Origin of the sequence: Phocaeicola coprocola DSM 17136, assembly GCF_000154845.1 — a bacterium.
Classification (GTDB): domain Bacteria; phylum Bacteroidota; class Bacteroidia; order Bacteroidales; family Bacteroidaceae; genus Phocaeicola; species Phocaeicola coprocola.
This window is the reverse complement of the sequence record NZ_DS981509.1, coordinates 71,357-86,784: the sequence shown is the minus strand read 5'-3', so window position 1 is coordinate 86,784 and position 15,428 is coordinate 71,357. Positions and strand designations below refer to the sequence as shown.

The window sequence follows — 15,428 nt, the reverse complement described above, 5'->3', positions numbered from 1 at the left end:
CAAAAGTAAAGTTCCTTTGAGTTCTCATAAATCACCTAAAATGTGTCTTGTTTGTTACTCTCATTTCTTGTACTTATACAAAATCATTGTAATACAGTCATTTGCGCTAAGATATAAAGAAAGTCCACCATCTGTTTTTCACCCTGGCTCCAGACGACAAATATATCAAGTACACAATGGACAAAGCCATGTATTTAGTGGACGAAACGGGTCTTGCCCAGTATAATACATTGAAGGAAAAAGGATTCTACTCGAATATTATGGGTACGAGTGCTGTGTTCAGCATATTCTGCGACAGTATAAAATTCGATAAGGAAAAGATGGAGTTCATGTATTATGGCAAACAGCGTATTGAACGACGGACAAGCATTCTTACCAGAGAACTGGTCACTGCAGGTCAGCTGAAACGTGTACCAAGAACTGACAATAACCCTCACGGATTGCTTATAACAAACTGGAGGACACTTATGAATAAGGATATTGAACAAAAGAACAAAATGAACTACTAATATGGGATGGAAAAAGTTATTTGTTGGAGAGAAGATGCCAGATAAAGATGATCCGAAATATAAGCAAAGATACGAAAATGAAGTCAATGCTGGTCGCAAGTTCGCACGTATGATGAAACTTGATGTGCTTGCCGGAACGGTTCAGAACTTTGCCAACAACCACAGGAAGCTGTTTCTTGTCATTGTTTTCGGACTTATCATAATCTGTCTATGTCTGAATATCTACAGAATGGCATTTGTGTTTAACAGGCAACAATCCGTCCAAAGTGCCACAGAAAGGCAGGAGCTGATATTGCGCAAATATTACAACAAGGGTAATCAAAAATCCAACCGTCTTCACGAAGGACTTTCTACCGTCAATGACGAATCTAATAATAACAACGTAAACATAAAGAATGATGGACGCACTGAAGAAAATTAACTGGAAGCAGCCAAAGTACATGATTCCAATAATCATCTACTTTCCCCTGTTGTTTGTCGGTTACTTTGTCATAGATCTGTTTCATACGGAGAAGGCAGAGACTCCTAACGGACTCACTACGACTGATTATCTGAATCCGGAATTGCCTGATGCCAACATGAAAGGCGATGGTATTGGCAAAAAGTATGACAATATGCTTAAATCATATGGGAAAATAGATGACTATACTGCTTTAGGAAACATTGACCGTAATGAAGGAGACAACAAAGAAGAGTATGATTCAAAATATTCAGAAGAAGAGCTTAAACAATTGGAATCTCAGAAACAGGAAGCCGAGAAACTCGCTGAGATGCAAAGACAACTACAGGAGAGCGCACAGAAAGGTCAGGAAGTCGCACAAGGCGACGGTACTTCTGAAGAAGACCGCTTGACCATCAGTAAACAACGTGAGCAAGAAGCCATGGAGGAGCTGAACCGAGCTATTGCCCAAGCCAGATTGCAAGGTCTGCAAGCTACAAATTTGCCGACTGATACGGATACACTTACAAAGATGAATGAAAAGAATCTGGAAGTGTCTGATGAAAAAGAAAATAACGATGAACCCCTGGAAGTGGTCAAGAAAGTCAAAGTAACGTCCGACTATTTCAATACTATCTGTGAGAATGAAAAAGAGCAGAAGTTAATTAAAGCCATCATAGATGAAAACATCAAGGCAGTTGACGGCTCAAGAGTCCGTCTCCGATTAATAGATGATGTGGAAATCAATGAAGTTGTTGTTCCCAAAGGATCATACCTTTATGCAACTATGAGCGGTTTTGGCTCACAGCGTGTTAAAGGCAATGTTACAAGCATCATGGTAGATGGTGAGATTATCAAAGTAAACCTTGCCTTCTATGATACAGACGGATTAGAAGGACTGTATGTTCCAAGCAGCCAGTTCCGTGAAACTACAAAAGATGTGGGTAGCGGTGCGCTAAGCAATACATCAACACTCACCAATACAACCACATCTGGAAACAGTCTGGCATCATGGGGAGCGCAAGCTATTTCCAATGCTGTCCAGAAAAGCAGTAATGCCGTCAGCAAGGCAATCAAAAAAAATAAAGTCAAGCTCAAACAGATCAACCAATGCTCATGCTGAATCTCTTAACTCTAAGTTGAAAGGCTTTAGAGCACAACTATGCGGTGTGCAGGATTTACCTTTCTTTATGTTCAGAGCGTCCATAATCTTTGGATAACATGATTATATTGCCACGGACTTATGCAACTGTGCCGAACTTTCTCCTCGGATATACACGTTAGCTTGAGCACCCGGCGTACTTGTTGAATTATTCATTTGCACACCCGGCATACTTCCTTCGAGCGCTTTCATGAAGTTTGCATCGGTGCGTGATTCAAGTGTAGTAGAATCTGCTACATTGGCTGCTCCCGTAAATGTACTTTTCTTTGTTACTCCATAACCGGTAACCACCACTTCATCCAGAACTTCTGTATCCGATTTCAGGATTACATTTAATTCCGGTTTAATGTCTAATTCGCGACTTTGCATACCGATGAAAGAAATTATCACTTTCTTTGCATTTGCTGGAATGTTGCCAAGTGTAAATTTCCCATCGATATCAGTCACGGTTCCTGTATTAGTCCCTTTTATTAGGACAGAAGCTCCTACGATAGGAAGATTGTCTTCTTCTGAGATGACAACACCTGTCACCTTCGATACCTGTGCCATCGCTATGCTGATGTAGGCGAAGAAGCAAGTACAGAGTAAAAACAACTTTTTTTCATAAAATCTCTCATTACTGTCCCGTAAAAGTGGATAAATAGTTCTTTGAAATAACTGAAATATAGCTTATTATACTCTATTTGTAAAGCGCGACGATTTGAAATTGTACCTTTGAAACCAAATCAAATGGCTTCAAATGAATCAAGACAAATATGTTTTCGCTCAATTGGTAGAGTTTTTGAACAACAATAAATTCAGAAGAATCGTGGACAAATACGATGGAAATCGTTACGTCAAACATTTCACTTGCTGGAACCAGCTTCTTGCTATGATGTTCGGACAGCTAAGCAATCGTGAGAGCCTACGCGACCTGATTGTTGCATTGGAAGCACATCAAGCCAAGTGTTATCATTTGGGATTGGGTCGTGAACCCTTGGCCAAAACCACACTTGCATCAGCTAACCAAAATAGGGATTACAGAATCTTTGAAGATTTTGCATTCTTCATGATGAAAGAAGCCAGTGATAAACGAGCTACTCATATTCTGGATATCGAAGGAAAGAAGTACGCTTTTGATTCAACCACCATTCCGTTATGTTTGGCAACATTTCCTTGGGCTAAATTTCGAAGTAAAAAAGGTGGAGTCAAGGCACATGTCCTTTATGACATTGAGGCTCAGGTTCCGGCTTTTTTTACAGTAACCACAGCTTCAAAACATGACTCAACAGCAATGTCTGCAATTCATTATGAACCAAATGCATACTATATTTTTGATAGAGCGTATGATTCGTTTAAGGAACTATATCGGATTCATCTTACTGGCTCTTTCTTTGTCGTAAGAGCCAAGTCGAATCTTAAATTTAAGTTCTGCAAATGGAAACGCAGACTACCAAAGAATATACTATCTGATGCTGAAGTGAAATTATCAGGATATACCTCTGAAAAGAAGTATCCGGAATCATTCAGGATTATCAGGTTCTATGATGAAGAAGATGATCGTGAATTTACCTTCCTGACAAATGCCAAACATATATCTGCACTTGATGTAGCTAATCTCTATAAAAAGAGATGGCTTGTAGAACTGTTCTTCAAATGGTTGAAGCAGCACCTTAAAATCAAAAGGTTCTGGGGCACCACAGAAAACGCAGTCCGTATTCAGATAAGTGTGGCTATTATCACTTATTGTTTGGTAGCTATTATCCAACATGATTTGCACTTAAGCCGTTCGACCTATGAGGTCCTACAGATTTTGAGCATTTCATTAACGGATAAAACACCTTTACAAGAGTTGTTCAATAAGACTAATTTCAATGATGTCAAAGAGCAATTAAATCCCCTTTTCCCGGGGTTGTTTGATTAATATTTAATTCGTCCCGATTTTAACGGGACACTAATGAAAATCTCTCTTTTTTTGATTAAAATAAATAATTAAACAATATAGTGAGGAATATTGTTTACTGCACCTTAACAAAAAAACATCAAAATTACTCTATATACTTTCTTTTTTGTATGTGTATGGGCTAAATTTGTATCTTTTCTAACAGATACTGTCCTGTATATGATGCTCCGCAATGAGCTACTTCTTCGGGGGTGCCGCATACTACGAGATTACCGCCCATATCTCCACCTTCCGGACCGAGGTCTATGACATAATCGGCGCATTTGATAACGTCCATGTTATGTTCGATTATGACAACCGTATGTCCTCGTGCTATTAACGAGTTGAATGCCTCTAGCAGTTTCTTTATGTCGTGGAAATGTAATCCTGTTGTCGGTTCGTCGAATACAAAAATAGTTGGCTGAGATTTTTCGATACTCAGGAAGTATGCCAGTTTGACACGCTGGTTTTCTCCTCCCGAAAGGGTAGAGGATGATTGTCCCAGCTTGATATATCCGAGTCCAACTTCTTGTAGCGGCAGCAGTTTTTTTACTATTTTCTTCTGCTTGTGTTCATCGAAAAATTCGATAGCCTGGTTGACTGTCATTTCCAGTATGTCATAGATGTTTTTCCCTTCGTAACGTACTTCCAGGGTATCACTCTTAAAACGTTTTCCATGACATGATTCACATTCCAGTACCAGATCGGCCATGAATTGCATTTCTACCGTTACAGTACCTTCTCCTTTACATTCTTCACAACGTCCTCCTTCGGTATTGAACGAGAAATACCCTGCCGAGTACCCCATTTGTTTGGCCAAAGGCTGGTCGGCAAACAGTTTTCTTATTTCGTCGTATGCCTTGATGTAGGTGACAGGATTACTGCGTGAAGATTTGCCTATCGGGTTTTGGTCGACAAACTCTATGTCCTTCATCATCTGGATATCACCTTCCAGTGAAATAAATTCTCCCGGACGGTCGCTGCCTTCACTATACTCACGCTTCAGTGCCTTATAAAAGATGTCGCGCACTAACGTACTTTTTCCTGAACCACTTACTCCGGTCACTACCGTCATTACGTTAAGCGGAAAGCGTACATCGATTCCCTTCAGGTTGTTTTCTCTGGCTCCTTTTATTTCTATATAATTATTCCACGAACGATGTGTTTGTGGTCGTTCGATGATTTCTTCTCCCAGCAGATATTTTACAGTATAGCTGTTGCTTCCGGGATGCAGGTCTTTCATATCTCCTTCATAAACAATTTCTCCTCCCAGACGTCCGGCTTTAGGGCCGATATCTATAATATAGTCGGCAGCACGGATGATTTCTTCATCATGCTCTACCACTACAACCGTATTGCCCAGCTGTTGCAACTGGCGGAGTACTTTGATAAGCTTGTCTGTATCTCGGCTGTGAAGTCCGATACTAGGTTCGTCCAAAACATAAAGTGAACCTACCAGACTGCTTCCCAGTGAGGTTGCCAGATTGATTCGCTGACTTTCTCCCCCGGAAAGTGAGTTGCTGAGTCGGTTTAATGTAAGATATCCAAGTTCGACGTCGAGCAGGAAGGTCAATCGGTTATTGATTTCATTCAGCAAGCGTTGGGCTATCATCTTGTCATGTTCGTCGAGCTGCAAGGTACGGAAAAATTCTTTCAACTGATAAACCGGCATCTCTACCAGTTCTGCAATGGTGCGTCCTCCCACTTTGACATAAAGCGCTTCTTTCTTCAAACGGCTGCCATGACACTCCGGACAAGTTGTCTTACCACGGTAACGGGCTAACATTACGCGGTACTGTATCTTATACTGATTTTCTTCCAGCATCTTGAAGAACGAATCGATGCAGACTTTGTCACGCGGTCCGTGCCATAAATAATCCTTCTGTGCCTGAGTCAGGTTATAGTAAGGCTCGAATATAGGAAAATCGTGCGCCGGAGCTTCGCGCAGGAATTCGGTGAGCCATTCGCTCATTTTTTCTCCTCTCCAGCACATCACAGCACCGTCGTAAACACTCAATGCACGGTTGGGTACGACAAGATGCTCGTCTATACCGATAATCTTTCCGAAACCTTCACACGTAGGGCATGCGCCGATAGGAGAGTTGAACGAAAACATCTGGTCGCTGGGCTCTTCAAACTTAATACCGTCTGCCTCGAATTTTGTACTGAAGGCATGTAGTTTGGTACTTCCGTCGGGCAGGTAAAAGCGCAGCAGACAAGCTCCGTCACCCTCGTACATAGCTGTTTCTGCTGAATCGGTCAAGCGGCTGATTGCATCTTTTGTATCATCGCAGCTCATACGGTCCACCAGCAGGTATATCGTATCGGCAGGATTATATTGATAATCCTCCATACGAACCATTTCACCGTTTACTTCCAGACGGGTGAATCCTTGTTTCATATCCATTTCTATCTGTTCGGCTTCACTGCGTCCTTCTCGGGGAATGATAGGAGTCTGTACCGTATAGCGTGTACCTTTCGGATATGAGAGCATGCAGTTTACAATATCTTCGGGGCTGTCTTTTTTTACAAGCTGACCGCTTATCGGCGAATAAGTTTTGCCGACACGTGCAAACAGCAGACGCAGATATTCGTATATCTCAGTCGATGTACCTACGGTAGAACGCGGATTCCGGCTGATTACTTTCTGTTCGATAGCAATGGCAGGAGGAATACCTTTGATGAAATCACATTCAGGTTTGCTCATTCGTCCCAGGAACTGGCGTGCATACGATGAAAGGCTTTCCACATAGCGACGCTGTCCTTCGGCATACAATGTGTCGAATGCCAGTGAGGATTTTCCGGAACCGGACAACCCCGTAATGACTACTAGTTTATTACGTGGAATATCAACGTCTATATTTTTCAGGTTGTTTACCTTCGCGCCTTTTATAGATATATATTTACTGTCAGACATGCTTGGATTCGTTTGGTTTTTGATAGACAAAAATAGTGAATTTTATGCATATCGTGAAACAAAAGATAAATAAGGAGTGTTAATAGCTTCAATTTTGGAAAAAACTCTGCTTATTGCTTTCACATGTGTAAAACAGGTCCTCATTGCTTTATTCTTTTATCGATTCGAGGAAAAAGTAAGTTATTGATTATTTTTTCCTTATCTTTGCCCTCTCGATTATAATGTATAAAAAATATGAAATCAAAAGTTTTATTGATTTGGCTGGCAATGCTTTTATTTGTTGCCGGAAGTGTTAAGGCACAGACAATGCATCCAAAGCGTGAATTCCGCGGTGCGTGGATACAATGTGTGAACGGTCAGTTTCAAGGTATGCCCACAGAACAGATGAAAGCGACTCTGATCCGTCAGTTGGATAACCTGAAAGGTGCGGGTATCAATGCGATTATATTTCAGGTTCGTGCCGAATGTGATGCTCTTTATGCGTCGACCTATGAACCCTGGAGCCGTTTCCTTACCGGATTGCAGGGAAAAGCTCCTCAGCCAGGCTGGGATCCACTTCGTTTCATGGTGGAAGAATGTCATAAGCGTGGCATGGAACTTCATGCATGGATAAATCCTTATCGTGCACAGACCAAGGGAACTACGGCATTGTCGCCTATGCATCCTTATAATAAATACCCTAATTTGTTTGTACGTTACGGCGGACAGCTGTATTTCGATCCCGGATATCCTGAATCGAGAGCTTATATCTGCAAGATTGTAAGAGATATCGTTTCTCGTTACGATATTGACGCTATTCACATGGATGATTATTTTTATCCGTATCCGAATCCGGAAGAAGAATTTCCAGACAACATCAGCTTTGCTGCTTATGGTCGCGGATTTACCAACAAGGCCGACTGGCGTAGAGATAATGTCAATGTCTTGATAAAAGAAATTCACGAAACTGTACGCAGTTGTAAGCCATGGGTTAAGTTTGGTGTTTCTCCCTTCGGTATCTATCGTAACAGAAAATCAGATCCGAATGGCAGCGATACAAACGGACTTCAGAATTACGATGACTTGTATGCCGATGTACTGCTTTGGGTCAACAATGGCTGGGTAGATTATAATATCCCTCAGATCTATTGGGAAATCGGTCATCCGGCAGCAGATTATGATAAACTGATCCGCTGGTGGGCGCGTCATTCTGCCGCACGTCCACTGTTTATCGGACAAGACGTAGTTCGTACTGTAACAAAGCCAGATCTGAAAAATCCGGGACAGCACCAGATGCTTGCCAAATATAACTTGCAGCGTATGCTTCCAACCGTACAGGGAAGCTGTCAGTGGTATGCTGCTGCAGTGGTAGAAAATAAAGGCAACTATCGTGAGGTTCTGGCAAATGTCTACCACAAATATCCAGCTTTGATTCCGGCTTCTCCTTTTATCGATAAAGAGGCTCCGGGTAAAGTGAAAAAACTGAAACCGGTGTGGACTGCCGACGGATATATTTTGTTCTGGACAGCTCCTAAGGCGAAAGATGAAATGGACAAGGCTGTGCGTTATGTAGTATATCGCTTCAATAACGATGAAAAGGTTAATCTGAATGATCCTTCTCATATTGTTGAAATCACTACTAATACTTTCTATAAACTTCCTTATGAAAACGGAAAGACTAAGTACCGCTATGTAGTGACTGCACTCGACCGTCTGCATAATGAATCGAAGGCTGTTAAGAAAAAAATTAAGTTGTAAAATATTTATTAAGTTAAGAAATCCGTTCGGAGGAATCCGGACGGATTTTTTTATGAACAGACTGATGTGTTCAATATCACGGCTCTTTCATTTAAGCTTAGATAAAGGCACATAATTCCCCCACCCACTTCTTATGGGAAGTAGGGATTTTGTTATGATTGATACCCAAAACGTTACGAATCCTCTGAAATTACAAATTATCTCATTTTTGATCCAGCATATGTATCATTGCGGTAAAGTCCAAAGAAAGTTCTCTAATAAGTTCGGCCGTTCCCTTAGCCTTGTCGGAGAGCTTTTTCCTTTTACCTTTCCATATAGAAAGTATTGCCAGTACTATCCTCTGTATCGTGTCAAGGTTTCTGGCGGACCTTGCACTATTCCGCCTGATGAAGTCCTGCCTCAGGTTGCGGTCAAGGTCCCAGTGCATGCTTTCTATTGCCCAATGCATTCTGGCTATTGTACTCAGCCGCCTGGCACTTCCGTGAAAACTGGAGACATAGAACCTCCTCTCGGAAGATTTCTGACCATCAGATTTTCTCTCCGTTGCAGTCCGTATTTCGACAACCGTCAGATTTCCATTCCACTTTTTCCTGTCCGTAATCAGGTCATTTCCACGAAAGATACGGCATACTCTGGTCTCTATTCTGCCATGTTCAAGAAAAGGGCCTTCCGAATATACATCCACAGGCTCTGCAAGTTCGACATTGTCCTCAACCCCATATCGCAGAGTTCTCTGGTTTGCCTTCAGCTCGATAAGGAAATCACCGCCTTTTTCCCGGATTTTATCTATGATGGCTTTCTGGAAGGACATGGCGTCTGCCGTAACTATGCATCCTGACACATCCACCTTGTCCAACAGTTTGGGTACGGAAGTTATCTCGTTGCTTTTTTCTTCACACATGTCCGTGGCAAGGGTGAAACCTCCTTCAAGGGAATAGGCGGATACGATGTCGGGGGTGCGTCCGTTTTCAAGTACCGTCCCTCTCATTGCCTTGCCGTCAATACAGAGGATGTCTCCGGCACAACCGACAAGCTCATCATGGAAGGTGGAGGTAAATTCAGACATCCGCTCAGACATGGCTTCATCATCAATATGTTTGAATATACGGCAGAGCGTAGGTTCAGAAGGCACACCGTCCAACAAAATTCCTAAAGAGCGGAAGCGTTTCAGATTACGCTCGCCGAATCTGATTATATCCGGTCTTGTCATACACTTGCCCAGCCGTCCGAGTATTACAAGGAGAAGAATATCTTCCAGCTTGTATTTGTAGTTTCCCTTGTCTGTCCTGCGGTAATCCGGCACTGATTTCACAAATTCTTTCAGATGTTTCATTATGCTGCCACGACGGCAGAATGCATGTTTCTTTTTTATATATTAGATATGCAAAATGTTGCATATCAGCAAAATAAATCTTATTTTCGCATAGCGAAAATTAAGGCGGAAATCAAAAAACGACCTCTGTCGCATTTGATTTCCGCCTACAAAAATAATTTTATATGAACGATAAAAAGAAACACCGGAAGCGGTGCTTCCTGCATCGCTGTGCGCAAAAATAATGGTTTTTCGGAGAATAACAAGGATTATAGAGGTTGTTTTAAATGAAAGAGCCGTGGTTCAATATTGTGTTCTTCTCCTTTAAATTTGTTATATTGAAAGAATTGATTATCTTTGCTAATAGATACAAAACAAACAGAAGTGTGCCTGTAAAGAGCAGTCCCTACACTTCGGAAGCAAAAACGAAGATTCTTTGGGGACGAGAACCTTATAAAAACAATATCAGTTATGAAGAAGTTATTATTAACTGTTGTTTTAGGATTGTGTACACTTGCCGGTTTTTCTCAGGCGAAATTTGATGTACATGCAGGTATGTCTATGGCAAACATCACCAATAGTGATGCAGACTTGAAGATTGGCTATTCGGTAGGAGTAGGAATGGATTATGCCATTACTGATATGTGGGCCTTCCAGACCGGTTTGAATTTTACAAGCAAAGGTTGTAAAGGATCTGAGAAAGGTGTTGATGCGAAAATTAATCCTGTTTATCTGGATATTCCTTTATTGGCTGCTATAAAATTACCCATCAGCGAAGGTAATACGTTTGTTGTAAATGCCGGTCCTTATGTAGGATTTGGTTTGGGCGGAAAAGCGACTGTGGAATCAGGAGGTGCTGAAGTTGGAACTAAACTGTTTAAGAAGATAGACGGAGCTGACGAAGCATTGATGAACCGTTGTGCTGTAGGTTTGCAGTATGGAGTAGGTTTTGAACTGGGATATAAATATTTGCTGAATCTGACAGGTCAGTATGGTTTTACTAACATGTTTAAGAAAAGCCTGACACAGGAAAATAATAAAAACCTGGCTTTTATGATAACTGTGGGTTATCGCTTCTGATAGCGTATTAAATTCTTTCTAAGTATAGAGCGGTCGGGCTGTGACAAATGGTCTGACCGCTTTTTTTATGGATTGTGCAGCTGTTTCCGTATTTCTTTGTTTTAAATCTAGCTGATGTTTATCTGCTTTTTTGTACAAATTTAAAAAAAATATCAGGAAGAATTGCTGATAATATGCTGATGTTTTTTGTGAAAGCTGGTATTGATTTTATGAAGAAAACAGGTCGTTGTAAACGTAAGGTTTAGGCCTGGAAAATCTGATAAATCGAAACCTTAAAAGAAAAGTCCCTCTGTTTTCAGCCTTAATTTGTTGCAATATCAGGCTGAAAACAGAGGGACTTTTAGAATGTCAACTTATAAACTGTAAGTAAAGTCATCCCATGTTTCCGTTTGGAAATCATCTATATTATTTGATATGCTCGCGAATCTTTGTAAGATAGGCACGCATTCTTTCAGCATCTTTTTTGTTGATGATATCCAACAGCTCGTTGAGTTCTGTACGAATACCTTCTACATGTGCCGGAGTACGTGGGTTGAACAAGATTTCCTGCAACAGAAAATCATCTTCGCCCATCACTCCTTTGGCTATTGCCATATGCCGTTTGAATGTTGTTCCCGGAGCATCCTGATGTTTCATTACCGCAGCGAAGGCAAACGTAGAAACAAAGGGGATAGACAGCGAGTAAGCTACTGTTTCATCGTGTTCCTCGAATGTATATTCGAAGATGTTAAGTCCCAGTCTTTGATACAGATCTTTGAAGAAAATTTTTCCCAGATGGTCGCCTTCCTTGATGATGATGGCATTCTCCGTACTTAGCTTGTCAAGGTTGGCAAACGTAGGACCAAACATCGGGTGAGTAGATACATAGCGGAATCCACAATTTTCGTAAAATTCTTTCAGTCCGGTTTTTACAGAAGCTATATCGCTTATGATACAATCTTTCGGGAGAATGGGCAAAACCTGATTGAATGCATCAAGAGTATATTTTACCGTTGCTGCATTAATAACCAGTTCGGGTTTGAATTCTTCTATTTCTTGAGTATTGGTAAACCGACAGCAGTTGTACATAAAGCGCAGTTTCTTTGGGTTCACATCGAATACTGCCACTTCGTGGTCGAAACTCAATACATCGGTAAAGAAGGAACCCATTTTTCCGGCTCCCAAAATTAATATTCTCATAGATTCTTATAAAAGTCTGTTATTTACTTACTTATTAATGATTTCCAATTGCTGGCGTACGCTTTCTTCGTGGATAGCTTCGAATACTTGTTTGACAAAATCGGCATCCATTCCGCATAATGTACCTTGCGCACCACGCTTGTCGAGTATCTCGTTGTAACGTCCGGTCTGAAGGACAGTCATGTTATGCTCTTTCTTGAATGTACCTATTTCACGGCATACACGCATACGTTTGGCTAAGATTTCCATCAGTTCGTTGTCGCACGCATCGATTTGCAGACGAAGTTCGTGCAAGCTTTCTGTTGACTGATGCCCTTTACGAATAACCAGCAGATTCAGGATGTAGTCGAGTACATCTGGAGTAATTTGCTGTGCCGCATCACTCCATGCACAATCCGGATTGCAGTGAGATTCAACAATCAATCCATCCAGTCCCAGGTCCATTGCCTGCTGGCAGAGCGGTGCAATGAGTTCACGCTTTCCACCGATATGGCTTGGGTCGCACAAGATAGGCAGGTTAGGAATACGGCGGCGCAGTTCGATTGGAATATGCCACTGTGGCAAGTTACGGTAAATCTTTTTATCGTATGACGAGAATCCGCGGTGGATAGCTCCCAGACGCTTCAATCCTGCGTTGTTGATGCGTTCCAAAGCTCCGATCCATAATTCCAGATCCGGATTGACAGGGTTCTTTACGTAAACAGGAATATCTACTCCTTTCAGTGCGTCAGCTATTTCCTGTACGGCAAACGGATTGGCAGTGGTACGTGCTCCAATCCACAAGATGTCGATACCTGCTTTCAGACATTCGTATACGTGCTTTGCCGTTGCAACCTCGGTTGCTACGTACATGCCTGTTTCTTGTTTAACTCGTTTCATCCATGCAAGACCATCCACACCGATACCTTCGAAACCTCCGGGTTTGGTACGTGGTTTCCATATTCCGGCACGGAAAATCTTGATACCTTTATTGGCCAGTTGGGTAGCAGTTGAGATAACTTGCTCTTCTGTTTCGGCACTACAAGGACCTGCTATGATAAGAGGGTGTTCTTTTGATACACCTTCCAGTTCGATGGGTTGCAAATTTAGTTCCATATTATCTTGTCTTTTTAATTTATTATTCTTTAGAAAATTGCTTTGATGCGTTTAAGGGCTTCAGCCAGTTTTCCTTCCTTGGCACAGAGAGAAATGCGGATATACCGTTTTCCGTTGCTTCCGAAGATAAATCCCGGAGTAATAAATACCCGTGCTTCGTGTAATACTTTCTCTGTCAGGTCTTCTACATCAGTATAGCTCTCAGGAATTTTTCCCCAAAGGAACATACCTACCTGATCAGAATCGAATGTACATCCCAGTGTAGTCATGATTTCCTCCGCCAGTTTACGACGGCGGCTGTATACGTTGATGTTTGCTTCTTCGTGCCATTCTGCACTGTTGCGGTATGCCTGTGCGGCAGCGAGCTGCATGGGACGGAAAGTTCCCGAATCGATATTACTTTTTATTTTCAGAATCCACTGTACAAAAGTCGCGTTGGTGGCAAGCATACCTACACGCCAGCCCGGCATGTTGTGGCTCTTACTCATGGAGTTGAACTCGATACAGCATTCTTTGGCTCCCGGAACATTGAGGATACTGATAGGCTTATGGTTCAGAATGAAGCTGTATGGGTTGTCGTTTACAATGACGATGTTGTGGCGGCGGGCAAAGTCGACCAGCTTTTCGTACAACTCCATGGTGGCATTTGCTCCTGTCGGCATGTTGGGGTAGTTGGTCCACATAATTTTCACACGGCTCAAATCCATTTTCTCCAGTTCATCAAAATCGGGTTGCCAGTGATTGTCTTCCCTCAGGTTATAATTGACGATCTCACTTCCTAATATTTTATTTAGTGAAGTGTAGGTAGGATATCCCGGATTAGGAACCAGAACCTGATCTCCCGGATTGACGAGAGCCAGTGTGACATGCAGGATACCTTCCTTTGATCCGATGAGCGGCTGTATTTCCGTAGCAGGATCAAGATCGACATTGTACCAGCGTTTGTACCAGTCGGCCATCGCCTTGCGCAGTTCAGGTATACCTACTGTGGGCTGGTAGCCGTGTGCATCTGCCTTGCGGGCATTTTCGCATAATACATTGATGGTTTCTTCCGATGGCGGCATGTCCGGACTTCCTATACCCAGGCTGATGACATCCTTACCTTCGGCGTTCATCTTTGCCACTTCTTTCAGTTTACGGCTGAAATAATATTCGCTGACACTAGCCAGTCTGTCGGCGGGCTGTATATTATAATGTTGATTCTCCTTCTGCATATTCTCCTAAAATTTTAAGTGCTTTAGTGAGCGGGGTTACCGCATCGATAGATTGTTTATATCTCAGGTAATCATTGAACATCACGTCTACGTAGAACATATATTCCCATTCGCGTCCGATGATGGGCAATGATTGTATCTTAGTCAGGTTTATGTTGTAGAATGAAAAAATGGAAAGAACTTTCGAAAGACTTCCTTCATTGTGTGGAAGTGAGAAAACGATGTTTGCCTTGTTTACCTTCGAACGGTCTTTCAGGTCGTCGGCAATCCACGGGTCGCATACTATAAGAAAGCGTGTAAAATTGTGTTTGTTGGTTTCAATTCCTTCCTGAAGTATTTTCATTCCATACATGCTTGCTGCATATTTGGAGCAGATGGCTGCATGTCCTTTCAGTTGTTTTTCGTGGATGTTTTTGGCACTTCCGGCAGTATCATCGGTTTCTACAACTTTCAGTTCCTGATGGTGCTGGAGAAATTCGCGGCATTGTGCCAGGGCTACCGGATGAGAGTTTACTTCTGTCAGGTCCTCCCAGCTTTCATCGGGCAGACACATGATGTTGTGGCTGATACGAAGCTTGTGTTCTCCGATGATAGTAGCTCCACTTTCGCGGAGTAATTCGTAGTTATGAAGCAGGCTTCCGGCAATTGTATTTTCTATGGCAACTGTTCCGATTACATTGCTGTCCTTGCGCATGTTCTCGAATACTTCTTCGAATGTATTGCAACAGATTAACTCTATTTCTTCATCCTTGAAATATTTGTGGGCGGCAATGTCGTGGTATGAGCCCGGAACACCTTGTATTGCTATCTTTTTCATTTGCTCTTGGTTTAAAATAAAAAATCCCGTTTCTTTCCAGAAGCGG

Annotated in this window: 12 protein-coding genes and 2 pseudogenes; 7 read left to right on the top strand and 7 right to left on the bottom strand. The window is 42.0% G+C overall.

Annotated features, from left to right (window positions below):
* Positions 1 to 125: 125 nt before the first annotated feature.
* From traK to BACCOP_RS21585, 4 genes and pseudogenes are all read left to right on the top strand, one after another.
* Positions 126 to 509 (top strand): annotated as a pseudogene (gene traK / locus BACCOP_RS17465) (conjugative transposon protein TraK); the annotation flags it as partial.
* Between the two features lies 1 nt (position 510).
* Positions 511 to 930 (top strand): hypothetical protein, encoded by a 420-nt coding sequence (locus BACCOP_RS17460; protein ID WP_007571452.1) that lies wholly within the window; start codon positions 511 to 513, stop codon positions 928 to 930.
* Positions 908 to 2,071, top strand: coding sequence for a conjugative transposon protein TraM (gene traM / locus BACCOP_RS17455; protein WP_040312220.1), 1,164 nt, complete (start codon positions 908 to 910; stop codon positions 2,069 to 2,071). The genes BACCOP_RS17460 and traM overlap by 23 nt, the downstream gene beginning before the upstream one ends.
* Positions 2,043 to 2,168 (top strand): annotated as a pseudogene (locus BACCOP_RS21585) (DDE transposase); the annotation flags it as partial. The gene traM and the pseudogene BACCOP_RS21585, both read left to right, overlap by 29 nt.
* Positions 2,169 to 2,173: 5 nt before the next feature.
* Here BACCOP_RS21585 and BACCOP_RS17450 read toward each other — a convergent pair.
* Positions 2,174 to 2,659, bottom strand: a complete 486-nt coding sequence (locus BACCOP_RS17450; RefSeq protein WP_007571450.1) for a carboxypeptidase-like regulatory domain-containing protein — start codon at positions 2,657 to 2,659, stop codon at positions 2,174 to 2,176.
* 190 nt (positions 2,660 to 2,849) lie between these two features.
* On the opposite strand from BACCOP_RS17450, the gene BACCOP_RS17445 reads away from it, so the two are divergent.
* Positions 2,850 to 4,013 (top strand): IS4 family transposase, encoded by a 1,164-nt coding sequence (locus tag BACCOP_RS17445; RefSeq protein ID WP_007564783.1) that lies wholly within the window; start codon positions 2,850 to 2,852, stop codon positions 4,011 to 4,013.
* A gap of 160 nt (positions 4,014 to 4,173) precedes the next feature.
* Here the strand turns inward: BACCOP_RS17445 and uvrA are convergent, their stop codons facing one another.
* Positions 4,174 to 6,948, bottom strand: a complete 2,775-nt coding sequence (uvrA, locus tag BACCOP_RS17440) for an excinuclease ABC subunit UvrA (RefSeq protein ID WP_007571449.1) — start codon at positions 6,946 to 6,948, stop codon at positions 4,174 to 4,176.
* Positions 6,949 to 7,182: 234 nt separating this feature from the next.
* Here uvrA and BACCOP_RS17435 point away from each other — a divergent pair, with 234 nt between their 5' ends.
* Entirely contained in the window at positions 7,183 to 8,685 is a 1,503-nt protein-coding gene (locus tag BACCOP_RS17435) for a glycoside hydrolase family 10 protein (RefSeq protein ID WP_007571448.1), read from the top strand.
* A gap of 202 nt (positions 8,686 to 8,887) precedes the next feature.
* On the opposite strand, the gene BACCOP_RS17430 is transcribed toward BACCOP_RS17435, so the two are convergent.
* Positions 8,888 to 10,018, bottom strand: a complete 1,131-nt coding sequence (locus BACCOP_RS17430; protein WP_007565353.1) for an ISAs1 family transposase — start codon at positions 10,016 to 10,018, stop codon at positions 8,888 to 8,890.
* Between the two features lie 450 nt (positions 10,019 to 10,468).
* Between BACCOP_RS17430 and BACCOP_RS17425 the strand changes: the two genes are divergently transcribed.
* A complete protein-coding gene (locus BACCOP_RS17425) occupies positions 10,469 to 11,077 on the top strand; it encodes a porin family protein (protein ID WP_007571447.1) in 609 nt (202 codons plus the stop codon).
* 405 nt (positions 11,078 to 11,482) lie between these two features.
* Here BACCOP_RS17425 and BACCOP_RS17420 read toward each other — a convergent pair whose 3' ends face one another.
* Genes BACCOP_RS17420 through BACCOP_RS17405 form a run of 4 tightly spaced genes read right to left on the bottom strand, consistent with a single transcriptional unit; the run spans position 11,483 to position 15,382 of the window.
* Positions 11,483 to 12,256, bottom strand: coding sequence for a prephenate dehydrogenase (locus tag BACCOP_RS17420; protein WP_007571445.1), 774 nt, complete (start codon positions 12,254 to 12,256; stop codon positions 11,483 to 11,485).
* Positions 12,257 to 12,283: 27 nt separating this feature from the next.
* Positions 12,284 to 13,351 (bottom strand): bifunctional 3-deoxy-7-phosphoheptulonate synthase/chorismate mutase type II, encoded by a 1,068-nt coding sequence (locus BACCOP_RS17415; protein ID WP_007571444.1) that lies wholly within the window; start codon positions 13,349 to 13,351, stop codon positions 12,284 to 12,286.
* Between the two features lie 29 nt (positions 13,352 to 13,380).
* The gene (locus BACCOP_RS17410; protein WP_007571442.1) at positions 13,381 to 14,565 is read right to left on the bottom strand and encodes a pyridoxal phosphate-dependent aminotransferase; all 1,185 of its coding nucleotides are present in this window, start codon (positions 14,563 to 14,565) and stop codon (positions 13,381 to 13,383) included.
* Positions 14,540 to 15,382, bottom strand: coding sequence for a prephenate dehydratase (locus BACCOP_RS17405; protein ID WP_007571439.1), 843 nt, complete (start codon positions 15,380 to 15,382; stop codon positions 14,540 to 14,542). The genes BACCOP_RS17410 and BACCOP_RS17405 overlap by 26 nt, the downstream gene beginning before the upstream one ends.
* Between the last annotated feature and the right edge of the window lie 46 nt (positions 15,383 to 15,428).